The 23457-nt window shown below is 57.9% G+C and carries 22 protein-coding genes and 1 pseudogene; 6 read left to right on the top strand and 17 right to left on the bottom strand.

Annotated features, from left to right (window positions below; all coding sequences use genetic code 11):
- The coding region (uvrA, locus tag V7680_RS10205; RefSeq protein ID WP_335653173.1) for an excinuclease ABC subunit UvrA at positions 1–2041 on the top strand (2041 nt) is incomplete at its 5' end.
- A gap of 61 nt (positions 2042–2102) precedes the next feature.
- Here the strand turns inward: uvrA and V7680_RS10200 are convergent.
- Positions 2103–2474: a DUF4345 domain-containing protein gene (locus tag V7680_RS10200; protein ID WP_335653172.1), complete on the bottom strand. Its 372-nt coding sequence runs from the start codon at positions 2472–2474 to the stop codon at positions 2103–2105.
- 399 nt (positions 2475–2873) lie between these two features.
- Entirely contained in the window at positions 2874–4271 is a 1398-nt protein-coding gene (locus V7680_RS10195; protein ID WP_335653171.1) for a cytochrome P450, read from the bottom strand.
- A 175-nt stretch (positions 4272–4446) separates the two neighbouring features.
- Here V7680_RS10195 and V7680_RS10190 point away from each other — a divergent pair, with 175 nt between their 5' ends.
- Both V7680_RS10190 and V7680_RS10185 read left to right on the top strand, forming a co-directional pair.
- A complete protein-coding gene (locus V7680_RS10190; protein ID WP_335653170.1) occupies positions 4447–5142 on the top strand; it encodes a hypothetical protein in 696 nt (231 codons plus the stop codon).
- Positions 5143–5352: 210 nt separating this feature from the next.
- Entirely contained in the window at positions 5353–6441 is a 1089-nt protein-coding gene (locus tag V7680_RS10185) for an acyl-CoA desaturase (protein ID WP_335653169.1), read from the top strand.
- Positions 6442–6460: 19 nt separating this feature from the next.
- Here the strand turns inward: V7680_RS10185 and gspM are convergent, their stop codons facing one another.
- The 10 genes and pseudogenes from gspM to V7680_RS10135 form a co-directional block, all read right to left on the bottom strand.
- Entirely contained in the window at positions 6461–6934 is a 474-nt protein-coding gene (gene gspM / locus V7680_RS10180) for a type II secretion system protein GspM (RefSeq protein ID WP_335653168.1), read from the bottom strand.
- Positions 6931–8067, bottom strand: coding sequence for a hypothetical protein (locus tag V7680_RS10175; protein WP_335653167.1), 1137 nt, complete (start codon positions 8065–8067; stop codon positions 6931–6933). The genes gspM and V7680_RS10175 overlap by 4 nt, the downstream gene beginning before the upstream one ends.
- A gap of 12 nt (positions 8068–8079) precedes the next feature.
- Entirely contained in the window at positions 8080–8553 is a 474-nt protein-coding gene (gene gspG, locus V7680_RS10170) for a type II secretion system major pseudopilin GspG (RefSeq protein WP_335653166.1), read from the bottom strand.
- Between the two features lie 20 nt (positions 8554–8573).
- A pseudogene (gene gspF / locus V7680_RS10165) lies at positions 8574–9796 on the bottom strand (type II secretion system inner membrane protein GspF).
- Entirely contained in the window at positions 9789–11279 is a 1491-nt protein-coding gene (gspE, locus tag V7680_RS10160; protein WP_335653174.1) for a type II secretion system ATPase GspE, read from the bottom strand. The pseudogene gspF and the gene gspE overlap by 8 nt, the downstream one beginning before the upstream one ends.
- Positions 11280–11335: 56 nt before the next feature.
- Complete coding sequence (gspD, locus tag V7680_RS10155) at positions 11336–13489, bottom strand: type II secretion system secretin GspD (protein ID WP_335653165.1); 2154 nt, start codon at positions 13487–13489, stop codon at positions 11336–11338.
- Positions 13489–14265: a type II secretion system protein N gene (locus V7680_RS10150; protein ID WP_335653164.1), complete on the bottom strand. Its 777-nt coding sequence runs from the start codon at positions 14263–14265 to the stop codon at positions 13489–13491. Before V7680_RS10150 ends, gspD begins: the two co-directional genes overlap by 1 nt.
- A gap of 141 nt (positions 14266–14406) precedes the next feature.
- On the bottom strand, positions 14407–15054 hold the full coding sequence (locus tag V7680_RS10145; protein WP_335653163.1) for an HAD-IA family hydrolase: 648 nt from the start codon (positions 15052–15054) through the stop codon (positions 14407–14409).
- Positions 15051–15749: a VIT1/CCC1 transporter family protein gene (locus V7680_RS10140; RefSeq protein ID WP_335653162.1), complete on the bottom strand. Its 699-nt coding sequence runs from the start codon at positions 15747–15749 to the stop codon at positions 15051–15053. Before V7680_RS10140 ends, V7680_RS10145 begins: the two co-directional genes overlap by 4 nt.
- 9 nt (positions 15750–15758) lie before the next feature.
- Positions 15759–16685, bottom strand: coding sequence for an SMP-30/gluconolactonase/LRE family protein (locus tag V7680_RS10135; RefSeq protein ID WP_442955002.1), 927 nt, complete (start codon positions 16683–16685; stop codon positions 15759–15761).
- An 80-nt stretch (positions 16686–16765) separates the two neighbouring features.
- Here V7680_RS10135 and V7680_RS10130 point away from each other — a divergent pair, with 80 nt between their 5' ends.
- Together V7680_RS10130 and V7680_RS10125 are read left to right on the top strand one after the other, a co-directional pair.
- Positions 16766–18202 (top strand): NAD-dependent succinate-semialdehyde dehydrogenase, encoded by a 1437-nt coding sequence (locus V7680_RS10130; protein WP_335653160.1) that lies wholly within the window; start codon positions 16766–16768, stop codon positions 18200–18202.
- Between the two features lie 195 nt (positions 18203–18397).
- Positions 18398–20047 (top strand): thiamine pyrophosphate-binding protein, encoded by a 1650-nt coding sequence (locus tag V7680_RS10125; protein WP_335653159.1) that lies wholly within the window; start codon positions 18398–18400, stop codon positions 20045–20047.
- 85 nt (positions 20048–20132) lie between these two features.
- Here the strand turns inward: V7680_RS10125 and V7680_RS10120 are convergent, their stop codons facing one another.
- The gene (locus V7680_RS10120) at positions 20133–20585 is read right to left on the bottom strand and encodes a response regulator (RefSeq protein ID WP_335653158.1); all 453 of its coding nucleotides are present in this window, start codon (positions 20583–20585) and stop codon (positions 20133–20135) included.
- Positions 20586–20785: 200 nt separating this feature from the next.
- Between V7680_RS10120 and V7680_RS10115 the strand changes: the two genes are divergently transcribed.
- Positions 20786–20959: a hypothetical protein gene (locus V7680_RS10115; protein ID WP_335653157.1), complete on the top strand. Its 174-nt coding sequence runs from the start codon at positions 20786–20788 to the stop codon at positions 20957–20959.
- Between the two features lie 34 nt (positions 20960–20993).
- Here V7680_RS10115 and V7680_RS10110 read toward each other — a convergent pair whose 3' ends face one another.
- The 4 genes from V7680_RS10110 to V7680_RS10095 all read right to left on the bottom strand — a co-directional run.
- The gene (locus V7680_RS10110) at positions 20994–21404 is read right to left on the bottom strand and encodes an EVE domain-containing protein (protein ID WP_335653156.1); all 411 of its coding nucleotides are present in this window, start codon (positions 21402–21404) and stop codon (positions 20994–20996) included.
- A 227-nt stretch (positions 21405–21631) separates the two neighbouring features.
- Positions 21632–22201, bottom strand: a complete 570-nt coding sequence (locus V7680_RS10105) for a fasciclin domain-containing protein (RefSeq protein ID WP_335653155.1) — start codon at positions 22199–22201, stop codon at positions 21632–21634.
- A 174-nt stretch (positions 22202–22375) separates the two neighbouring features.
- A complete protein-coding gene (locus V7680_RS10100) occupies positions 22376–22945 on the bottom strand; it encodes a fasciclin domain-containing protein (RefSeq protein ID WP_335653154.1) in 570 nt (189 codons plus the stop codon).
- A gap of 124 nt (positions 22946–23069) precedes the next feature.
- Positions 23070–23457 (bottom strand): SDR family oxidoreductase (locus V7680_RS10095; RefSeq protein WP_335653153.1); only part of this gene is annotated, 388 nt, incomplete at its 5' end.

The following is a 23457-nucleotide window of genomic DNA, read 5'->3' as shown; positions in this document are numbered from 1 at the left end:
GCGGCTATTTTCTTTCAACGCCCCGCAAGGCGCCTGCCCGTCCTGCGACGGTCTCGGCGAGAAGCTCCATTTCGACACCCAGCTGATCGTGCCCAATCCGGCGCTGAGCATCAAGAAGGGCGCAGTCGTGCCTTGGGCCAAGTCCAACCCGCCCTCACCATATTATATGCAGGTACTTGGCAGCCTCGCGCGGCAATTCGAATTTGATCTCGACACGCCGTGGAACGAATTGAGCGAGCATCATCAGGATATCGTCCTCAACGGGACGCAGGGCCTGCCCGTAACGCTCCGCTTTCAGGACGGCCGCAAATCCTATGAAGTGAAGAAACCGTTCGAGGGCGTCGTCGGCAATCTCAAGCGGCGGATGCTGCAGACCGAAAGCGCCTGGATGCAGGAAGAACTGGCCAAGTTCCAGGCCGCAGCGCCTTGCGAAACCTGTCACGGCGCGCGGCTCAAGCCGGAAGCGCTGGCGGTCAAGATCGCGGGCGAGGATATTTCGATATCAACCCGGCGCAGTGTCGGTGATGCGCTCGAGTTTTTCGAGACATTGGGTGCCAAGCTGGACAAGACACAGACCCAGATTGCCGAACCGATCCTCAAGGAAATTATCGCGCGACTGGGATTCCTTAACAATGTCGGGCTGGATTATCTCAATCTCGACCGGACCAGCGGCACGCTCTCCGGCGGCGAAAGTCAGCGCATCCGTCTCGCCAGCCAGATCGGATCTGGCCTTAGCGGCGTGCTCTATGTTCTCGATGAGCCGAGCATCGGCCTGCACCAGCGCGACAATGACCGCTTGCTGACCACGCTCAAGCGGCTGCGCGATCTTGGCAATACGGTGATCGTGGTCGAGCATGACGAAGACGCGATCCGCACTGCGGACTGGGTCGTAGACATGGGGCCGGGCGCCGGCGTCCATGGCGGCGAAGTTGTGGCCGAAGGCACGCTCAAACAGATATTAAAATCGAAGAGATCTCTAACCGCCGCCTATCTCAACGGGACCCGCGAAATCGAGGTGCCGAAGAAGAGGCGCAAGGGCAATGGCAAGAAGTTGACCGTGCACGGCGCAACGGCCAACAACCTGCAGAATGTCACCGCGTCGATCCCGCTCGGCACCTTTACCTGCATCACCGGCCTGTCCGGTTCGGGCAAAAGCTCGCTGACCATCGACACGCTTTACGCAGCAGCAGCCCGCACACTCAACGGCGCGCGGGTGATTGCCGGCGCGCATGAAAAGATCACCGGCCTGCAATATTGCGACAAGGTCATCGATATCGACCAGTCCCCGATCGGTCGCACCCCGCGCTCGAATCCGGCGACCTATACCGGCGCTTTCACTAATATCCGTGACTGGTTCGCCGGTCTTCCCGAAGCGCAGGTGCGCGGCTACAAGCCCGGCCGGTTCAGCTTTAACGTCAAGGGTGGCCGCTGCGAAGTGTGCCGTGGTGACGGGTTGATCAAGATTGAAATGCACTTCCTGCCCGACGTCTATGTCACCTGCGAGGAATGCCACGGCAAACGCTATAATCGCGAGACGCTCGAGGTGAAGTTCAAGGGCAAGTCGATCGCCGACATACTCGACATGACGGTCGAGGATGCGGTTAGCTTCTTCAAGGCGGTGCCGCCGATCCGCGACAAGATGGCGATGCTCTATGAAGTCGGCCTCGGCTATGTGAAAGTCGGCCAGCAGGCAACAACCCTGTCCGGCGGCGAGGCGCAGCGGGTGAAGCTGGCCAAGGAACTGTCGAAACGGTCAACCGGACAGACGCTCTATATCCTTGATGAACCGACGACAGGTCTGCATTTCGAGGACGTTCGCAAGCTGCTGGAAGTGCTCCACCAGCTGGTCGAACAGGGCAATAGCGTGGTGGTGATCGAGCATAATCTCGACGTCATCAAGACCGCCGACCATATCATCGACCTCGGCCCTGAAGGCGGCGTACGCGGCGGCGAGATCGTCGCGCAAGGCACGCCGGAAGAGGTCGCCAAGGTCAAGGCAAGCTTCACCGGCGGCTATCTGAAGAATATGCTGGCGAAGTGAACGGCGACCAAAGGCGGCTTTTGCCAATCTGTTCCCTCCGCGAATTACGCGGAATATTGCGCTAGTATCGGAGCGCCTTGGTCTGCCAAAGCAGCAGCAACGGTGACAGCAATTCGACGACCATCGCGCCAAGCTGCTCGGTCGCCGGAGGGCCGACGGCGAGATAGGATATTGCCCTTGCGCAACCGCCTATAAAGAAAAACAATATTACAAAGCGAAACAGGTTCATCCTGCGCCTGACATCACCGGCGCTATAGAAAATCATCAGCGCGACGCCGATATAGACGCCCGACAGATAACGATATTGGTTGTCCATCCCCGTGCTGAACGGCTCGGCACCCATATGCTCTGCCGCACCAAAAAATATGCCGTTCAAACCGAACCAAAGCGGTATGAAGCCGATCAATATGGTCACAAAACGAAATGCTATCATGTGTTTTACCTCTGCTTTCCCAACTTTCCCCAAGGGGAATGTTTGGGTGACATGACAGACTTCATGCCTGCCGATAGTTGATTGAGGATATATTGTGTTCCAGTCACTGAGCCCCCCTCAACTGGCATCGACTGGCAACCAAATTTACAAACTAACCACCCGCCTCCCCGAGGTGGACGAGCTCGGCTTACTGCACGAAGCGGCTGGGCAGATTGGATATGTTCCGATCATATATGCGACCCATTTTAAACTCCGTTACAAAATGAAGATTGGCATGGAGGGAATAGACTGTCAATTTTTGCGTGTAACAGCAGTGGCATAACGACAATCAATCAACAATCGGCCGCCAGTTGCATCGATTGAAATCGTGCTGAAACGGCATTTGCAATTACAAACCAGCTAGAGCCGTTCAAGCCGAACCGGCAGTCCGTCTTTCGGCTGCGGGATCGGGAAAGCCTGCCATTCCGGTTCATGATCCTCACCGCCTTGCAGGACGATACGGTTCTGGGTCAGCATTGCGTGCATCAATATCTTGATCTGCATATAGGCAAAATGCAGGCCGAGACACATATGTGCGCCGCCGCCAAATGGAACCCAGGCATATTTGTGGCGCCCGGCACTATTCTCCGGCGTGAAGCGCAACGGATCGAATTTTTCCGGATCGGGCCAGTGCTTCTCCATCTTGTGCACGAATTGCGGACTGATACCGACATTGGTGCCAGCTGGTATTGTGTAATTGCGGAAGGTAAATTCCTTGAGCGCGCGGCGCGGGATGCTCGGTACCGGCGGAATCAGGCGAAGCGACTCCTTGAACGCCATTTCGGTAAGGTCGAGCTTGCCCAATTGTTCCATGGTCAGCACCGTTCCGGCGGGTGCAACCGACAGGCATTCCTCGCGCAGGCGGTCCTGCCATTCGGGATTCTTGGCCAGCAAATAGACCATGCTGGTCGCCGAAGAGGTAATCGTGTCATGGGCTGCCATCATCAGGAAATTCATGTGGTCGACGACCTCATCCTCGGTCAGCAGTTCGCCATTCTCATGGGTTGCCAGACAGATCTGGGTGAATATATCCTCGCCGCCCTTGGCCCGGCGCTCCTTCACTTGCGGTGTAAAATATTCCAGCAGATATTCGCGCGCCTTCACGCCTTTCCACATCTTCGTAAACGGGATCGGCTTGCGGGCAATACCGATCGACGCCTGGACTTCATCGACAAATGCCTTGTTGATCTTGTCCGCTTCCGGTCCCCAGGGGATGCCGAGAATCGCGCTGGCAGCGGTATCGAGAGAAAGCGATTTTATCGCCGGGTAAAATTCGAATTCGGTGTCGCCCCACTCGGCGACACGATCCAAGATGCCGGTCCCCAGCACCTGGCAATGATGCTTCATCGGTCCGGGCTTGAAGGCAACCGAGAGCGCCTTGCGGTCGGCTCTGTGCCGTTCGAAATCCATCAGCATCAATCCGCGCGGGAAGAGATTGTTTAGCACTGGACCCCAGCCCTGTTCGCTGGAAAATATCTTGTCCTTGTTGAACATCACCATTTCAGTGGCATCTGCTCCGAGCAGCATGACATTCTGCTTGCCGAAACTATAGGTACGATAGACCGAGCCGTAGCGGTCGAACATATATTTCCCGAAACCGATCGGGTCCTTGATTACCTTCAGCGTCGTTCCGAATATAGGGATGCCGTTTTCGCCGGGAATATGCGCCAACTGGTCTTCGCCTGGCGTCTTCACCCAATGCGGATTGGCACTTTCCTCATAGGGATATCCATGCGGTTTTGCTAAAATTGTCGCCACGGGCCGAACTCCTGAAATAGTGTTACATGATCTTACTAGCTACTTTCATCAATGTCAGCAAGACCCTCCATTCATCCGTTATTCAATCCCTGCCGCATAGACTTGTCGACAATCAATAATGAACCGCGACTCGGCCCATGCGGTGCCGCCATGGCCGGTTCCGAGGGAAGAGATCATGACCCATTTTAAGATACCCGGCACCCTGAAGTCTGTTGTCGCTGCTGGCACGTTATTGGGGCTTGGCGGCTGCATGTACGGCGGGTCCGGCTATTATGGCGACGGCTATGTCAACAATGCCGGTTATCAATGCGATCCTTATGCCCCGTTCGACGATTATTATGCGTGTGATTCCGGCTACGGCTTTGCCAATATCGGCTTCGGTGGCGGCTGGTATGATCAATATTATTATCCCGGCTATGGCGTGTATATCTTCGACCGCGGCGGCAGGCGTTATGCCATGCGTGACAATCACCGGCGTCATTGGGCCAGACAGCGCGCCGAATATGGCGGATATCATAGCAGAGGACGTGATCGAAACCCGGAGCGGTATGTTGATCGACGCGACCGGCGCGATGTGCGCAGCGAAGCCACACGAGATCAGCGGCGAGGCCAGTATCGCGACGATAGCGTCACCCGTGGTGACCGCGGCGACCGGCCAGCGAGAAGAGCAGCGCGACCTGACCGCGACGGTCAAGCCGCGCCGGTTCGCAATCGTGACAATCGCGCAGAACGGCCGAACCGACGTCCAGCAGCTTCGGCTCAGCAGCCGCAGACCGGCCCTTCCCAGTCTTCTCAGCCTGCGCGTACGGAAGCTGTCCGCCACGCCCCGAGGACCAGCCGTAACGAGCGCAAAAAGACCAGCAACGATTAGCTGCAGATGCCACGCTCCCCGTTCGGGTAGTGTTAGCTATCGACTGCTACTTGGCGCGCATTCCGGACTTGCCGACCAGATAGCGTGACAAAATCAGACAAGCGGGTCAGTCTCCAGGCAGGCGGGCTGCCCAATGGTTAAGACAATTGTAATCATCTTCAATAGCCTATATCCTCGTAAAATGAGTTAAACTTTCGAGGAACTTGGTCGATGGCAAGCGCATTTAGCGACATTCAACCCGACGAATATATCCCGTCGGAAAAGCATCCGCAGCACGGCGTCATCATTGGCGGACCCGCTGCGCGGGCAAAACGCATTGAATATGGGATTTTGCTTTCGACCATGGTTCTGGGTTCGCTCGGCGCTCTTTACTGGACTCTCGCCCATTCAACCGGCTGGGTAGAATGGTCGGCCTTTCTGTTCGGCTTTGTGCTGATCAACATGGGCGTCGGTATCGGCTATCACCGCTATTTCACCCACCGTGCTTTTGAAGCAGGCCCAAAGATGCGCCTCGCCATGGGTATAATGGCGCAAATGGCCTGTCAGGCATCGGTCCTGAAATGGGCAGCAGACCATCGTCGCCACCATGCTTTTTCCGACGGTGTAGGTGACGTGCACAGCCCCTATGTCGACGGCCACGGCAAGAAAATGCCGATCTGGAAGGGCCTTGGCATTGCCCATTTCGGCTGGTTGTTCGACAACACAACATCGGACATGAATGTTTACGGCAAGGGCCTGATCGATGACCCTCAGGTCCTGTGGTGCCACAAGCATCGCTGGTCGATCGCGATTTTCTCGAGCATCATCCTGCCGGCTCTCTGGGCGCTGGCCTTTGGCGGACCGGAATATATCATCGGCACGATTCTGATCGGCGGCTTTTTCCGCAACTTCTTCTTCCTGAATTTCGTCATGGGTGTGAACAGCATCGGCCATGTCTTTGGCTCGCAGCGGTTCAAGACCAAGGACGGTTCACGGAACAACTGGTTCATGGCGTGGATGACCTTTGGCGACGGATGGCACAACAACCATCACCAGCATCCGCGCGCTGCCTCGTCGAAAATCGCCTGGTGGGAATTCGATCTCAACGGCCAGATCATTTATGCGTGGGAGAAAATGGGTCTGGTCTGGAACGTCCAGCGGGCACCGGCCTATATTCGCAATGAAAAGGGCGAATGGGTCCAGAAAAAAGCCAAGGTCGCAATCCCCGGCCTAGCCGAACCGGAAGCCATGTCGGCAGACGATGGCGGCGTGATGTTCCCGGCCAAGGACAAGCAGCACCATATCGAGCCGGCTGAATAACCGACAGCAAAGCGTTCCGCTAATGTGATCGCAAGGTTATGGTTGCGGAGACCGCGCCATCGCCAGCCGGGCTCACGTTAAGCGCTTCGACCGCGATTCCCTCCCGTTCGATCCGTGCCAGCCAGCCAAATAATGCTGTCGGCTTGGCCGATTCGACCACCATATTGACCCGGTTGCCTGACTGCGGAACAACGGAACCAACCGCGATTCCCGTCTCCCCCGCGCTCTGGCTGACGAAAGCATCGATCGCGCCGCTGAACTTCACCGTCGTCCCGTCGACCGGCTGCTGAAGCGCAGCAACCTTGGATTCGATCCGCGCCTGCTGCTCGACGGCGTCGACATAGCGCTCTTCAGCAGCGGTCATCGCACCGAGCACCGGTCGTACGATGCCATAAAAGCCGACCAGTCCTGCCAATAGCAGAGCGGCAACCCCGACCAGGATTCTCTCCCTCTGGCTGAGCCCGACAAACCAGTTTCTTGTATTGTCGATCATGGTGCCCTCACCGTAATATCCGCCTGCGCCGAACCCGTGGCATCGGTACGCGGGGTCGCGGTGATGAGGAAGCCCGCTTCCTGCATCGCCAGCAGGGCCGGATTGATATCCTCATTACGAACCGCGGACAATGTCGCCGACACGATCCCGTTCTCGCCATAAGCCATCCGGGTAATCGATACGTTCGGGACCTGTTGCAGCGCGGAATAGAGCGCCGAAGCCGGAACCGGGAACATGATATTGCCGCGATTTTCGGCCACCAGCCGCTGATCCAGCGCGCGTTCGGCGCTGTCCGGGTTCTTCTGTTCGCCAACGACGGGAGCGGCACTGGCAAGAGCGGCCTCATCCGCTGCGCTGGCCGCCCAATGATATTTCGCCAGTTGCACCAGTGGAACCGCGAGCGAAACGACGACCAGCGCCGCCACCATCCAGCCGAGCCGGCGCTTTTGCCTAGCGTCCATCGCCCGCTGTGTCTTTTTCGCAAACGGTCCGCTGCGAAAATCAAGATCGCTTTTCTCAGGCGCATCAACCAGCATCGCGTCAAATGCTTCTCCATTGATCGGAGTGATGACCTGTTCAGCAAACAGACATTCCCGCAGCGCCGGATCATCGGTGGCGATAAGATTGTCCGCGCGAATGACATGGTCGAAACCGAAATCTGCCGACACCGCCCCGTCACCGGTACCCGGCAGCAACCAGCCCGAGGGAATGATCGCGTCCGGGTCCAGTTCCAGCGCCTGCAAGCGGACCAGCCCGGCGGACAATATATCCCGTCCCACCGACGCCGTGACCACCGCGCCTGCGCTATCCCCCGTGTCAATCATTGTCGCTACGATGTGAAGGTTCGCGCTGTCCAGACTATTGGCTTTCGCCGCCATTATCGCAGCGGCAAGAGCCTGATTGTCGGTCACGTCGCTGATCGCCTCATGCGCCATGATCGTGGTCAAATGCGATGCAACCAGAGCAACCACGCGAATATCCGCCTGCGCCTCGTCCGGGCCATCGGTCTGCGAAGCAACCCGGGGATCGGGATCGCATCCCGCTGCGTGCACAGCGCCGTCGGCGACGCGCCACCAATAGAGCGCTTCGTCGTCGGCGGCCGGAAAGGCAATCAGGAGAAGTTCAGGTTTCACGCGCTGCTGTTCTTATTCGCCGTAGATATCGGCATTGTCATCTTCGCCGCCCGGCGTTCCGTCAGCGCCCAGCGAATAGAGATCAAAACCGGGACCCTGACGGCCGGGATTGTCATATTGATAGGGCCGCCCCCACGGATCGTCGGGCAGCTTCTTGATATAGCCGCCTTGCCGGTAGCGGGCCGTAGTCGACAGCGATGCGGGTGGCGCGATCAGGGACTGGAGTCCGTCGGACGATCCGGGATAGGCAAGATTGTCGAGCCGGTACATTTCCAGCGCCTGACCGAGCGTCGCAATATCCGCCCGCGCCTTCTGGACCATCGCTTTATCCTGACTGGGCAATACATTGATCACGACAATCGTGGTAAGCAGGCCGAGGATGAAGATCACCACCATCAGCTCGACCAGAGTGAAGCCGTTGCGCTTTTGCTGCTTCCTGGCTTCCGGAGCCGAAGCCGCATCTGGATTTTCAATATCTGTCGTCATGATCATTCCTTTTTCCGGCCCTATAGTCCGGCAAGATTCTGAAGCTGCAGGATCGGCAATAATATCGCCAATATCACCACCGCGACCAGCCCGCCAAGCGCCACAATGATGATCGGTTCGAGCAAGGACAAGGCGGTTGAGCTGAAATTGTCAAATTCCCGTTCCAGATAGCCAGCCGCCCGGGCCAGCATGTCGTCCAGCTGCCCCGATGCTTCGCCGCTGGATGTCATATAGACCAGCATCGGTGGGAAAACCCCGGTATTCTTGAGCGCCGTGGACAGGCGTCCGCCGCCTCTGATCGCCTCCACCATATCTTCCGAAGCCTTGCGCAATACGCTGTTGTGGATCGTTTCGGTGGTTAACCGCAATCCCTCGATTATCGGCAGGCGGCTGGCCACCATCGTCGACAGGGTCCGCGCCAGACGCGCCGCGTGCAAATCGCGCAGCAAGCGGCCGACAAATGGCAGGCGCAGCAGGAAACCGTCAAAGCGATATTTGAGTTGCGGCTCCTTGAGCGCGCGCCAGCCGATCAGAACCGCCAGTCCGATAAAAATCGCAATCGCCCACCACCAGTCGGCGAGAAAGCTGGAAATGCCGATGACTATGCGCGTGACCATCGGCAGTTGCTGGTTCACATCGTCGAACTGCTCGACCACCTTGGGCACGACCGCGATCATCAGCAGCGCGACGACGATGACCGAGACCAGAGCCAGCACAGCCGGATAGGCCAAGGTACCGATCAGCTTGCCGCGCAATTCGGCCTGTCGCTCGAGCAAGTCCGCCAGTCTTTCGGTGATATCGGGCAAAGTGCCGGAGCTTTCTCCCGCGGCGATCATCGCCCGGTAGAGTGGCGGAAAGCTTTTTGGTTCGCGCCGCATCGCCTCCGACAATCGCTGCCCCTCGATCACCCCGCCATGGACCGTCGCGATCCGTTGTTGCACATGCGGCTTTTCATTCTGGTTGCCGATCAGCCGCAGCGCTTCCTCCAGCGGACTGACCTGGGCCAGCGACGATAATTGACGGGTGAATAATGTGAGTTCTTTCGATGTCAGCTTTTTCGGCCCGAACAAGCCTGCAGATTCCTTGCCCTGCTTACCTGATTTGCCCTGCGCCGCTTCCATCTTCACGACATAGAAATTGCGCTCGGTCAGCTTCGCCCTTGCCGCATCGTCGCTGGCCGCGGTCAGCCGCCCGGTCTTCTCCCGCCCCTGGGGTCAATGGCGCTATAGGCAAATTCAGGCATCGACCGCTTCGCTTTCGCGCCGGGATATGCGGATCGCTTCTTCAGCCGTGGTCAATCCTTCGCGGACAAGCGCTCTCGCGGCGACACCCAGATGCGGCTGGTTGCGGAACGCATGGGCACTGATCGCGGCCTCGTCGCCGCCGTCGTTAATCAGCTTGCGCAGCTTGTCGTCGATGCGGATCGCCTCGAACACGCCGATACGCCCTTGGAAACCGGTCTGGTTGCAATGTTCGCAGCCGGTCTCGCGATAGACCAGCGTGCCGTCGTCAAAACCGAGTAGCGAAGCCAGACTGCCGTCGACCTTGATCGCTGTGCGGCAATGTTCGCAGAGTTTGCGCACCAGTCTTTGGGCAATGACCGCGCGCAAGGTTGAGGCGAGCAGAAACGGCTCCACCTTCATGTCCCGCATTCTGGTGATCGCACCGACCGCATCATTGGTGTGCACGGTGGAGAGCACGAGATGGCCGGTGAGGCTCGCCTGCACTGCAATCTCTGCCGTCTCTCTATCTCTGATCTCGCCGATCATCACGACGTCGGGATCTTGCCTGAGAATGGCGCGCAGGCCCGCAGCGAAGGTGAGTCCGACCTTGGCGTTCACCTGCGTCTGGCCAATGCCCTCGATCGCATATTCGACTGGATCCTCGACGGTCAGGATATTGCGGCTGCCGTCATTGAGCTGCTTGAGCCCGGCGTAGAGCGTTGTGGTCTTGCCCGAGCCAGTGGGGCCGGTGACAAGGATGATGCCATTGGGTTCGCTGAGCGCATCGGTCAGGATCGCGTGAGTGCTTGGCGACATGCCGAGCAGATCGAGCGATATCCCTGCGCTTTCCTTGTCGAGAATCCGCATCACCACCCGTTCGCTGGCACGGTTGGGCAAGGTGGAAACACGCACATCAAGCAATTTCCCGCCCAATGTCAGGCTGATCCGGCCGTCTTGCGGTATCCGGCGTTCGGCTATATCGAGCCGCGCCATAACTTTGATCCGATTGACGATCACGCCCGCCACATGCGGCGGCATGCGCAGTTTCTCGGTCAGCACACCATCGACCCGCATTCGCACCACCAGCCCGGTCTCATAGGGTTCGATATGGATATCCGAAGCGCCTTGGCGCGCCGCCTCTGCGATAATCCCGTTGATCAGCCGGATCGTCGGTGCATCATCGGCGCTGTCGAGCAAATCTTCTGCGCTCGGAATATCGCCAGCAATATCGTCCAGACCCTCGCCCGCCAGCGCCATATCACCGGCCATGGCAGCGGCAGAGCCGTCCATCGCATAATGGGCGCTGAGCAATTTCTCGAACGCCGGACCGTCGACCCGTTCCACGTCGAAGGGCAGCGCCAGATAGCGGCGCACCTCGAGCAAGGCAGACGGATCGGAACCCTCGCGCATCGCGAGCGACAGCCGTTCACCGCTGCGATCCTGTACCAGTAGACCATGATCGCGAGCGTAGGAATAAGGCAGGTCTTTGACGGCTGCTGACATCACAAGTCCGCCATCCGCTTCGGAGACAACCGCTTCTGATCCCCGAGCGATCTTCATCATCGCTTCCCGCTGGTCCCGCTCGCCGGCAGAGGTGCCTGCTCGATAATGCCGCTGTCCCTGACCGCAGGCATGTCCCCCGGCGCATAGATGATCTGGTCATCGGGACGCGTCTCGACCGATGGCGGCACGGTGCCGAGATAATCGCGGACCAGAGCGTCAATCGACGGCTCCTGATCGGGGTTCCGGCTGAGCTGCCGATCACGGATATAGCCGTAGCGCGCGCTCGAGAAGCGTCGTGCGTCATTGGGGTCTTTCAGGATCGTCGGCCGGATGAAGACCATCAAATTGGTCTTGACCCGGGACTTGCCACGCGACTTGAACAATTCTCCAAGCAGCGGAATATCACCCAGAAAGGGTACCTTCTGGATCGTGCGCCGTTCGTTATCGTCGAGCAGTCCGCCCAATGCGATAATCTCGCCATCACCCACTGTTACCGTGGTGTTGATTTCCCGCTTGTTGATGATCAGCTCGTTGAAATCGTCGGATACCGGCCCGGCAATCGAACTGACCTGCTGGCGCAATTCCATCCGGACCTCGTCGCCCGCGTTGATCTGCGGTGTCACTTCCAGTTCGATCCCGACATTCTGCCGCTGGATCGTCCGGAAGGCATTGTCGAAATTGCCTGACAGCGCTTCGCCGGTCGACACCGGTATTTCCTGACCGAACAGGATGCTGCCCTTGAGATTGTTATTCACCGTCAGCGAAGGCGTCGACAGGACATTGCTGTTGCTGTCCGACTGCACCGCATTGATGATCGCACCAAGCACCGCGCTACCACCAAGGCTGGTCGCAAAACCGCCAAAGCCGCCGCGCGCGCCAAGCACAGCATCCGCCGCATTCTGGCGCAGTGCATCTCCGACCGAGCTGTTGGTGGTCGTTGTTGTCGCAGTCGTTGTCGTAGTCGTTGTTGACGTATCAAACTGGTCAGCCAACAAGCCGCCGGCGACGTCGACAATATTCGGTGAAGCATTGGAGAAATTGGTTACCGCAAAGGGCACGTCTTTCCCGCCGACCAGCCATTGAACACCCAGTTCGCGGGCTAGCGTTTCGGAAATCTCGACGATGATCGCTTCGACAACCACTTGTTCCTGGCGGGTGTCCAGCTGGCGGATCAGTTCGCCGATCATCCGCTGCACATCGGGGTTGGCCGCAACAATGATCGCATTGGTTCCTTCCAGACGGGTCACGATCGAGGGACCGCGACTGGCAATGCCATTCCCGCCGCTGCCGCTGGCAGCGGGAGCCACCGCGCCTTCTCCACCGCTGGCTGGTACAACAGTCGCCGAACTGCCGCCCGTACCTTTATTTCCCAGCAAATTCTCGATCACCGGCAACAGATGCTCGGCATTGGCATAATCGAGCCGGTGAACCCGTATCTCGGTTCCCGATTCCGCGCCTTTGTCCAGTTCCCGCGCCATTTGCGCAAAGCGCGTCACCGCACCGGGGTCACCGCGCAGGGCGATGCTGTTGCTGCTGTCGATCGGCACCACGGTAACCGGGGCGCGCAGGCCTTCGCCACCGCCCTGTGCAGCGAGCGCCTGTAACGAGGTTGCGATTTCGCGGGCACCGGCGTTCTTCAGAGTGATGATCGTACTCGCGGCGCTGTCGCGGTCTATCTCTCCGACCAGAGTCCGGATGCGGCGGATATTGTCGGCATAGTCCACGATCACCAGGCTATTCGCATTGCGATTGGACGTGATTGATCCCTGCTTGCTGACCAATGGCCGCAAGGTTTCCAGCGCTTCGGACGCGACAATCGATTTGAGCCGTACGACCTCGGTCACCATCTGATTGCCCTCGGCGCCACGCGAACCGATCCGGGTCGGCTGCGAAGCCGCGCCATCCGCGGGCTGGATGCGATAGGCACCACGGGTTGTCGGAATCGCGACCAGATTATTCGCACGCAGCGTCGACAGGAATATCTCGAAATATTCCGAGCGGCTGAGCGGACGGTCGGTTACCACCGAAACCTTGCCCTGCACCCGGCTGTCGAGAATGAAGGTACGGCCAGTAACCTTCGCCGCGTCCTGGACGAAAGCGCGAATGTCGGCATCGCGGACGTTGAGCGTATGCTGGGCCGACGCTGGCGCAGCCGACAGGCTCGCACAAAGCGCAAGGACGGCGACAATCCGGGTGAATAAGCTACGCATTAAGGGGCTCCCAGATTGACTACTATCGGAACTCTATCAGCTCCGCGCTCGACTTCGACAGACAGGCGCGTGCCCGGCCGGATTTGGCTTTTCAACGCTTCGATATCGCCGGCCGAGCCGACCGGATTGCCGTTGATCGAAATGATTATATCGCCGTTTCGAAAGCCGGCGCTGTTGAACAGAGCGCCATCTCCCAAAGGAGACATCACGATGCCGGTCACCCGGCCCTGATCGTTGCGCGGCGCCAGCGATGCGACACCGGGAATTTCATTGCCGCCTGTGGTCAGAGACGCAGCTGCAACCGGATCGTCCGTACCCACCGTCTGCGCCGGTATCGACTGGTCGAGATACAGGCTCTCGCGGACTCCGCCGCGGTCGATGATAACATGGTCGAACTCAACGCTGCTCAGCGTGACCCCCGACAGGATTTCTTCGCCCACGACATAATTTGTCTGCACCCCGTCCGGTCCCGCCAGTATCGCCGAACCCAGTCCCGAGGCTTCGTTCATCCGGATGCCGAAGAGCGTCAGTTGCAGCGACGTCACCACATTGGCGCTTTGCACCGCATTGCTGCGGAAAAAAGGATCGAAGCTGCTGAACAGGGTCAGGCGCGATTGTGGCGACAGGATTTCCACATCATCAGCGCGATAATCGCCGACAGGGCCAAGCGGGGTCAGGACCAGCCAGATCAGGCGAACCGACTGAACCAGCAATAAAACAGCCAATATGGCGAACAGAACAGGATAAGGCCCCTTCTGGTTATACCAGCGGGTCAAGCTGCCAAATCTGTCCGAAAAGCTGTTTCCCACGAATCCCCCGCAACCTTGCAATCCCGTCGCGCTATAGCGATTTGACGTCCATTCGACGACTCATTGATGACAAAAATATTACAGGTTAAGCCTAATAGGCAGAATGCATCAGGGCAATTGCATGTTCAGCAGAGCGCCAAGATCAACAAGCGCCTGCTGCTCTGCCGACACCTTGATGGCGGCCATACCCAGAGCGGCAGCGGGTTTGCAGTTGATCCCGAGATCGTCAAGATAGATACATTGCGCCGGCTCGACGTTCAGCGCCTCGCACATCATCTGGTAAATCCGCGGATCGGGCTTGCGGATGCCCGCCTTGCTGCTTTCGATAATATGGTCGAAGCGCAGCATGATATCTTTCACTGCCGCGGCCTTTTCATCATCCATCGCCATGCCCGCACCTTTGCCGGCCGGCACATTATTGGTGATGCACGATATGGTGATCCCCTCTGATTTCAGCCGGTCCAGCGTTGCCACCATATTCGGTCGCACATCACCAGCCAGCCGCGCCAGTACATCGGCGCCGCGCAGTTCGATGCCGATCGCCCGCGCTTCCTCTGCAAAAGCTTCGTCGAAACCGGCGCCATCGATTTCCGCCCGTTCAAACCTTGCCCACGCATTGTCATCGGGGTTGGCGCTGTTGATCCGGCGCACACTGTCTTTCGGCACGCCTTTTTCCGCCTCCAGCCGGTTGAACGCTTCAAAGGGGGACGATGTGATCACACCGCCAAAGTCAAAAATTACGGTCTTATATGTCATGCAACGGCAGCTCCAAAAATTGATCCAATAGCGGCGGTGGCGGCCATCGCCGCTGCCCCCCAGAAAGTTACGCGGACGACAGGCCGCAAAATAGGCGCTCCGCCAAGCACCGCCCCGGCTGCTCCCAGCGCTGCAAGCAACAGCAATGCTGCGCCGGACATAATCCAGATCAGCATCTGGCCGCTGAACAGCGCAGCCAGGATCACCGGTAATATGGCCCCGGCTGCAAATGCCAGAGCAGAAGCAGCCGCTGCCTCCAGAGGCTTGGCAGAAAAATGTTTGGTCAGACCAAGCTCGTCGCGCAAATGCGTGCCCAGAGCGTCATGCGCCGTGAGCTGGTCGGCAACCTTCTCGGCAAGATCTGGGGTCAATCCGCGGTTCTTGTAAATCGATATCAGCTCCAGCCGCTCGGCCTTGGGCTGGTGCTCCAGCTCCCAGGCTTCCTTGGCCCGTTCCGCTTTCTCGCTGTCGGCCTGTGAACTGACCGAAACATATTCACCAGCTGCCATCGACATCGCCCCGGCCACCAGCCCGGCAAAGGCGGTGAGCAATATCGTCTGCTGGGAGGTTGCGGCGGCAGCGACTCCGACAACCAGACTGGCGGTAGAAACGATACCGTCATTGGCTCCCAGAACGGCGGCACGGAGCCAGCCTGCCCGGTCAAGCCGGTGTGGTTCGTTATGTAATCTTGACAATAGCTGATCCTATTTGTTGAGATATTCCAGCTTCATTCCCGGGCGTTTCCAGCGGGTCTTGACCAGCTTCCCGGTCGCCGACAGGCAGATCCAGGCGTCCATCATATCCTCGCCGCCAAAGCAGATATTGGTGGTGAAGATATCCGGCGTCTCAACAAATTCAACCAGTTCGCCTTCCGGAGAGACGACGCTGATCCCGCACTCGCCGATGGTCGCGACGCAGATATTGCCGCATTCCTCCATCGCCAGACTGTCGAAAAACTTATAGCCGGAGGGGCGATAGAGCGGAATACCCGGACCGCCCGGCCCGGCATCCGCCGCGACCTTGCCAGGCGCGGTGATGTTGAACTTCATCAAGCGGCACGTGAAGGTCTCGGCGGCGTAAAGCGTGGTGCCATCGGGTGAAATGCCGATGCCATTGGGATTTTGCGAAGGAAAAATCACTTCTTCCAGATGGCTGCCATCAGCCTTGGCATAGAAGATTCCGACGATGTCGTGGCTGCGCTTTTCATAATCGGTCTTGCCATGGTCGGTGAACCAGAAGCCTCCGTGGGCATCAAACTGGATATCATTGGGACCGCGCAGGATGCAGCCGAAATCACCGTCATTGTAGAGCGTTTCGACTTCGCCGCTGTCGATATCAACCCGCTGGATGCTGCCGCCGACATAATCCTTGGCAATCCCGGCGGGGGTCAGGAAACCATTTTCTTCATGATATTCGAAACCGCCATTGTTGCAGACATAGATTTTGCCATCCGGTCCCAGTGCTGCGCCGTTGGGACCACCACCGGTTTTCGCGACCAGCTTTTTGGTGCCATCGGGCAAGACCCGGGTGAGCTGCTGCGCTTCAATCTCGACCAATATGACGCTGCCGTCCGGCATCGCGATCGGCCCTTCTGGAAAGCGCAGGCCTTCGGTGACTATCTCCATGAACATATCCTCTCAAAATCTGTCTCAGTCATTGCGGGAATCCGGTGACAAGTCTAGTGCTTAGACAAACGGTTTCAGGAGCAACTATGTCGAACGCCTATCCCCAAAAATTACAACTCCACATCGATGGCGAATGGATTGATGGTGAAGATCGCGCGGTTCATCAGGTCGTCAATCCGACGACGGGGCAGACTATTTCAGACCTGCCCAAAGCGACCACCGCCGATCTCGACCGGGCGCTGGACGCCGCTGACCGCGCCTTCCCGATCTGGCGCGATACGCCGGTGGCGACGCGCGCCGCAATTTTGCACAAGGCGGCAGACCTGATGCGCGAACGCGCTCCGGAAATTGGCCGTCTGATGACTTACGAGCAAGGCAAGCCGCTGCCTCAGGCGATTGGCGAAGTTACAGCTTCGGCCAGTCATTTCGACATAATGGCCGAAGAAGCCAAGCGCTGTTACGGTCGCGTATTGGTACGCCCCGCTGGTCAGAATAGTTTCGTCAAATATCAGCCGGTCGGACCGGTCGCGGCGTTCAGCCCCTGGAATTTCCCGATCTTCACCCCGGTACGCAAGCTGGCCCCTGCCATTGCCGCCGGCTGTTCGATCATTCTCAAGCCGGCGGAAGAAACCCCGGCCAGCCCGATCGAGATGATCCGCTGTCTCGTCGATGCCGGTCTACCCTCCGGCGTCGTCCAGATCGTCTTTGGCGATCCGGCAGAAGTCTCAAGCCATCTGATTGCCTCACCAGTGATCCGCAAGATCAGCTTCACCGGATCGGTTCCGGTCGGCAAGCATCTGATGAAACTCGCTGCCGAGGGTATGAAGCGCACCACTATGGAACTGGGTGGCCATGCGCCAGTGCTGGTCTTTGATGACTGCGATATCGAAAAAGCGCTCGATCTGACCGCGATGCAAAAATATCGCAACGCCGGGCAGGTCTGTGTGTCCCCGACCCGGTTCTATGTGCAGTCCGGGATTTATGACCGGTTCGTCAAAGGTTTCACCGAGCGCGCTGCCAAGGTTGCGGTCGGCGACGGCTTTGCCGACGGGATTGAAATGGGCCCGCTCGCCAATCCCCGTCGACCCAGTTCGGTCGGCGATATGATCAACGATGCGAAGAGCAAGGGCGCAGAAGTCATGCTCGGCGGCAACCGGCAGGACAAGGACGGCTTTTTCTTTGATCCCACCGTATTGTCGCACGTTCCGCTCGACGCCAATATCATGAACGACGAGCCATTCGGCCCGGTCGCGGTGATGCGTCCCTTTGACACGCTGGACGAAGCCATCGAACAGGCCAACCGCCTGCCGCTCGGTCTGGCCGCTTATGCCTTCACCAATAGTCTGCACACGGCCAACATGGTCGGCGACAAGATCGAAGCAGGAATGGTGGCGATCAATAATCTGACCGTCAGCCCCGGCGACGCACCTTTCGGCGGCGTCAAGGAAAGCGGCCACGGGTCGGAAGACGGACCCGACGGATTGAAAGCCTATATGGTAACCAAGGCGATCCATCAGGCTTGAACAATATACTCTATTCACTTCCGCGCATGCGGAACATGTATTGCTATCTTGTCACGCGAAGCCGCGAAGGCGCAAAGAGGTCGGGACAAGACGAAAACTCTTCGTGTCTTCGCGGCTTCGCGTGATAGCCATGCGATGGTGTTTGAAGAATGAGGGATATTTCCGCTTTCGCGGAGAGGTTGAAGGAATATTAATATGAAGAAACGCACCGGCGCACAGATTTTGGTCGATCAACTGGTCATTCAGGGCACCGAGCGGATCTTCACCGTTCCCGGCGAAAGCTTTCTCTCCGTTCTCGACGCACTGCACGACTGCGGCTCGATCCAGACCGTCTCCACCCGACAGGATGGCAGCGCGGCCTTCATGGCCGAAGCCGATGGCAAGATGACCGGCGCGCCCGGTATTGCCTTTGTCACCCGCGGCCCCGGCGCGACAAATGCCAGCATCGGTGTCCACACCGCGATGCAGGATTCGACGCCGATGATCCTGTTCATTGGCGATGTTGCCCGCGATGACCGCGACCGCGAGGGCTTTCAGGAAGTCGATTTCACCGCGATGTTTTCCCCGCTCGCCAAATGGGCCGCGCGGATCGACAATGCGGCACGGATTCCGGAATATATCGCGCGAGCCTTTGATACGGCTAGTTCAGGACGCCCCGGACCGGTGGTGCTTGCCCTGCCCGAGGACATGTTGCGCGACGAGGTCGAGGCGCTCGACCGGCCCAAGGTGATTGCCCCGGCCCAGCCACTTTGCCCCGACGCGATGACCACGCTCACCGACATGCTGCGCGATGCCACCGATCCGATCGCGATCATCGGAGGCGCTGGCTGGAGTGCCAAGAGCAAACATTATTTCGCCCAATATGCCGAGCGCATCGGGCTTCCCGTGGCGGTTGCGTTCCGGCGGCAGGATAATTTCCCCAACGAGAGCCCGGTCTATGCCGGCAATCTCGGCTACGGCCCCAATCCCAAGCTGATCCAGCGGATCAAGGACGCTGATCTCGTGCTCGCGGTTGGCGCTCGGCTCGGCGAGGCGACCACCGATGGCTATACATTGATCACGCCCGATCACCCCGATCAGATTCTCGTCCACGTTCACCCCGATCCCGACGAACTCAACCATGTCTATCGCACCGACCTGCCGATCTGCGCGGAGATGGACGAATTTGCCGAACAGGTCGCCCTGTGGGAAGATGATCTGCTGAGTTTCGATGCCGGCAAGGACGCCCACGCAGACTATCTCGCTTGGTCCACCCCGCAACCGACCGCAGCCAAGCTCGACCTAGGCTTATGCGTTGCCACGATGCAGGAGCAACTTCCCACCGATGCGATCATCTGCAATGGCGCTGGTAATTTTTCCGGCTGGTGGCACCGCTACTGGAAATATGGCGCCTATCCGAGCCAGCTCGCTCCAACATCCGGCGCGATGGGTTACGGTGTGCCTGCGTCGGTCGCTGCAGCCCTTCGCTTCCCCGACCGCGTGTCGGTGGTGGTCGCAGGCGATGGCGATTTCATGATGAACGGCCAGGAACTGGCGACCGCGATCCAATATGACGCAAACCTGCTGGTGCTGGTGATCGACAATGGCAGTTTCGGCACCATCCGCCTGCACCAGGAACGCGAATATCCGGCGCGACCATCGGCGACATCCCTAAAGAACCCCGACTTCGCGAAACTGGCCGAAGCTTATGGTGGATGGAGCGCAACCGTGGAAAACACCAACGGGTTTGCGCCTGCTTTGGCAGAGGCGATGAAGCGGAATGGATTACGATTGCTGCACCTGAAAACCGATGTCGAATATTTGACGGCGGCAGGAGCGACAGTGAGTGGATTCCGCAAGCGTTAGAATCGCCAGCTTACTCTCGCCGATTGAAAAGCGGATTCTACCGGATTGTGTTCAGCTAAACCGGACTGCCTCGCGAAGGTAGCGACTAAGCCTCTTCCGCGACCAGACCATCCAACAGGTCCATGCTTTCCAGCCACAATGGTGATTCATGGTTCTGGGCCACAATCTGGCGAATGAGCTCGGCAAGCCTGTCGGCTTCCCTGATGCAATTGGCCTTGTCGAAACAGGCAACGGCTCCTCGTTTGAGAGCATCGGTTCTGATATCGGATCCCCGCACCGAGGAGGAGGAAAGGATCATTACCCGCGCAAGTTCATTCGCTACAATATAATCAAGCAGTTGTAGCCCATCCATGCCGGGCATATTGATGTCGAGCAAGACCAGATCGAACAGGCGCTCATCGAGAATTTCAATAGCCTGAGACGCGTCCGCAGCATGCTCGGGCGGACGAAAATCCTTCTGGTCGCTGATCACTACATCAAGCATTGCTCTCAATGTTGAAGAATCGTCGACGATGAGCGTTCTGATTGCGCCTAGCATGATCCTTGTCTCCTCTCGCCCGGCGAAATGCTCAAGCGGTCCCTATGATATACGGCAGTTGTGACGATTTGTTAACCATCCTCTAAGCTATCACCTTGTTCAATAAGGAAATTAGATTGCTGGATGCGTAAATAAGGTAGCCTGCATTAATGCAAAAAAGAGGTTTGCGGCGCATAGCGAGGGGGTCTGGAGACACCCACATGAAATTCGTTTTACTGAAATCGCACGGCGGCAATTACATGGTCGTTGTCGAGAATATCGCGTGGCTGCGCACCGATGCCGACGGTCAAACCAAAGTCGGTATGGTCGGAGGGTCACCGCTTCTGGTCGCCGGAACCATCGAAGAGACGGCGGCAACGATATTGGCGGGCTAGGTCCGTTCACCCGTCGCAACAGCGGGTGAAGAAGCTAGGCTTCACCCATCGCCAGAATCGCATCCCATTCGCCCTTGGTCACAGGTGCCACAGATAGTCTGAATTGGCGGATGATCGCCAGATTCTTGAGCTTCGGGTTCTGCTTCATCGCTTTCAGCGACACCGGCTTGTTCAATTTGCGCACCGGCTTGACCTTGACCACGACCCAGCGTTCCGGATCGGTTGTCACATCCGGGCTATGCTCCTCCGACACTTCCATAATGCCGACCACTTCCAGTCCCTGGCGAGAGTGATAGAAAAAAACCTGGTCGCCCTTTTTCATCGCTTTCATATTGTTCGAGGCCTGCGCGTTTTTTACGCCGTCCCAGGTGCCTTCACCTTCGGCGACCAGATCATCCCAGCCATATTCGTCCGGCTCCGATTTCATCAACCAATATTGCGGCATTTGGGACTCCTGAAGTTTCTTTCGTCTCCTGTTACCCGCTAGTAGCGAGCCTGTCGAACCACGCCTTTGCTATTGAGGCTCCGTTGGCTTGGCAGACCCTCGGTTGGTCACCCTTAGGACTGACCGGACTTGGTTTATGACAACGCAAACCGATTGCCAACGTCGCACCCAACAAAAAAGGCCCCGCATTTCAGCGGGGCCTCTTGTTCGTTCGACAGAAGCAAGTCTTAACCCGGCATCAACACCGTGTCGATGATATGAAGCGTTCCGTTGCTCGAAGGGATATCGCCTTTGACAATGGTGGCCTTGTTGCCAGCGCCATCTTCAAGAATGATTTTGTCACCATCCATCGAGGCTTTGATCGCGCTGCCCTCCAATGTCATGATCTCGGCAGTGCCGCCACCGTCAGCGATTGCCTTGATGATGTCCGCTGAAGTCATGCTGCCATTGGCCAGTCCAAATTTCGCAATTTTCACGAGTTCGGCCTTGTTGTCGGGATTCATCAATCCCTTGAGCCTGTCTGCATCCATTTTGTTGAATGCATCATTGTTGGCAGTGAATGCCGTGAATGGGCCATCGTTCTGATATTCATGGGCAATGCCGGAAAGCCCCACCATTGTGGTGGCCGTCGACAGCTCGGGCTGATCCTGCACAATGGCGGTCAGGCTGGTTGGTTGTTTCTCATCGGCAATGCGCGCGTCGAGGATTTCCTGTTCCTCTTTGCTCAGTTCAGACGAACAAGCCGGTACCATTGCCAAAATAAGTGATGCCATAATGATTTTGGGGGCGTTAATCATGAATTTCCTTTCTTCAGATCATTGTGCTTCCCGCACCGTGCGGACTACAAATGATGAAATTCTCCGGTAAAATTACTCTTCCCGGAGCGAGAAAGCAAACCCGCAATGTTACAAAAAAAGGCCCCGCCGTGGGGCGGAGCCTTTTCCTGTCATCCTAGTTCGGGGGGATGAAATTTATCCGGGCATGATTACCGTATCAATTGCATGGATCACGCCGTTGGAAGCATCGACATCGGTCAATATAACGGTGGACTTGCCGCCAGCTGCATCTTCGAGAATGACCGATTCACCATCCAGAGTGGCCTTCAAAGGCGCGCCCTGCACGGTGGTCAGGGTCGCTGTGCCGCCGCCATCGGTGATCGCCTTGACGACGTCTGCAGCCGTCAGTTTGCCGGCGACCACATGATAGGTCAGAAGCGCCGTAAGATCGGCCTTCTTTTCAGGTGTCAGCAGTGCCGCCAGCGTGTCGGGGTCGACCTTGGCAAAGGCATCGTTGGTCGGAGCGAAAACAGTAAATGGTCCTTCGCCGCTCAGGGTGGCTCCAAGATCGGCAGCAGTGACAGCTGCAACGAGTGTCGAGAAATCTTCATTGCCAACGGCAACATCGACGATTGTGCCGGTTTCTGTTTCAGCCATTGCTTCTACAGCGCCTTCATCAACAGCAGCCTGCGGGGCTTCGGTCGAGCAAGCCGCAAGAGCGAAAACAGCGGTGGTGGTCAGTAACATTTTGGGGGAAATACGCATGATAAGCCTTTCAAAATTGAATATTCATCTGGTCCGGCCGCGAGAACGATCGAACTTCGAATATGCAAGATATGGACTATATCAGGACCGGTTCAAACCTGTCCTTTGGGGCGTATCGGGTAGCTCAGTCCTTGCCGAGGTGAACGAAGTCCCGGTCAAAGCTCTTGAGATTGGCACCGCCGTCGACAAAGATCGTCTGCCCGGTGACGGCTTCGGCTTTCGCCAGATAGAGGACGGCATCAGCAATATCTTGAGTATTGGGGAGCCGGTCCAGCGGCATCATTGCGGTGATATTGGCGAGCTGATCATCGCCATATTCGCCCGCAGTCAAAGTCAGTCCAGGAGCGACTCCGTTGACGCGAAGCTTGTCGGCGCAGGCAACTGCCAGCGAACGCACCGATCCTGCCAAAGCCTGTTTGGAAAGCGTGTAGCTCAGCTGATCACGATTGGGATTGCGGATGCGCTGGTCGAGAATATGGATGACACAGGCACGGTCGCTACCTGCCGGACGG

The sequence above is a fragment of the Parasphingorhabdus sp. genome (assembly GCF_036963705.1).
Lineage (GTDB): Bacteria > Pseudomonadota > Alphaproteobacteria > Sphingomonadales > Sphingomonadaceae > Parasphingorhabdus.
Note: the sequence above shows the minus strand (reverse complement) of the source record. Positions and strands in the feature narration are given on the sequence as shown.

Bases quoted from the DNA above. Each gene is read 5' to 3' on its own strand.
- V7680_RS10110 (WP_335653156.1), bottom strand. From the start codon at position 21,404: ATGCCGCAATATTGGTTGATGAAATCGGAGCCGGACGAATATGGCTGG.
- V7680_RS10135 (WP_442955002.1), bottom strand. From the start codon at position 16,685: ATGTTCATGGAGATAGTCACCGAAGGCCTGCGCTTTCCAGAAGGGCCG.
- V7680_RS10115 (WP_335653157.1), top strand. From the start codon at position 20,786: ATGAAATTCGTTTTACTGAAATCGCACGGCGGCAATTACATGGTCGTT.
- gspG (WP_335653166.1), bottom strand. From the start codon at position 8,553: ATGACGACAGATATTGAAAATCCAGATGCGGCTTCGGCTCCGGAAGCC.
- gspM (WP_335653168.1), bottom strand. From the start codon at position 6,934: ATGATCGACAATACAAGAAACTGGTTTGTCGGGCTCAGCCAGAGGGAG.
- V7680_RS10125 (WP_335653159.1), top strand. From the start codon at position 18,398: ATGAAGAAACGCACCGGCGCACAGATTTTGGTCGATCAACTGGTCATT.
- V7680_RS10100 (WP_335653154.1), bottom strand. From the start codon at position 22,945: ATGCGTATTTCCCCCAAAATGTTACTGACCACCACCGCTGTTTTCGCT.
- gspE (WP_335653174.1), bottom strand. From the start codon at position 11,279: ATGTCAGCAGCCGTCAAAGACCTGCCTTATTCCTACGCTCGCGATCAT.
- V7680_RS10105 (WP_335653155.1), bottom strand. From the start codon at position 22,201: ATGATTAACGCCCCCAAAATCATTATGGCATCACTTATTTTGGCAATG.
- V7680_RS10185 (WP_335653169.1), top strand. From the start codon at position 5,353: ATGGCAAGCGCATTTAGCGACATTCAACCCGACGAATATATCCCGTCG.
- V7680_RS10120 (WP_335653158.1), bottom strand. From the start codon at position 20,585: ATGCTAGGCGCAATCAGAACGCTCATCGTCGACGATTCTTCAACATTG.
- V7680_RS10130 (WP_335653160.1), top strand. From the start codon at position 16,766: ATGTCGAACGCCTATCCCCAAAAATTACAACTCCACATCGATGGCGAA.
- V7680_RS10200 (WP_335653172.1), bottom strand. From the start codon at position 2,474: ATGATAGCATTTCGTTTTGTGACCATATTGATCGGCTTCATACCGCTT.
- gspD (WP_335653165.1), bottom strand. From the start codon at position 13,489: ATGCGTAGCTTATTCACCCGGATTGTCGCCGTCCTTGCGCTTTGTGCG.
- V7680_RS10145 (WP_335653163.1), bottom strand. From the start codon at position 15,054: ATGACATATAAGACCGTAATTTTTGACTTTGGCGGTGTGATCACATCG.
- V7680_RS10190 (WP_335653170.1), top strand. From the start codon at position 4,447: ATGACCCATTTTAAGATACCCGGCACCCTGAAGTCTGTTGTCGCTGCT.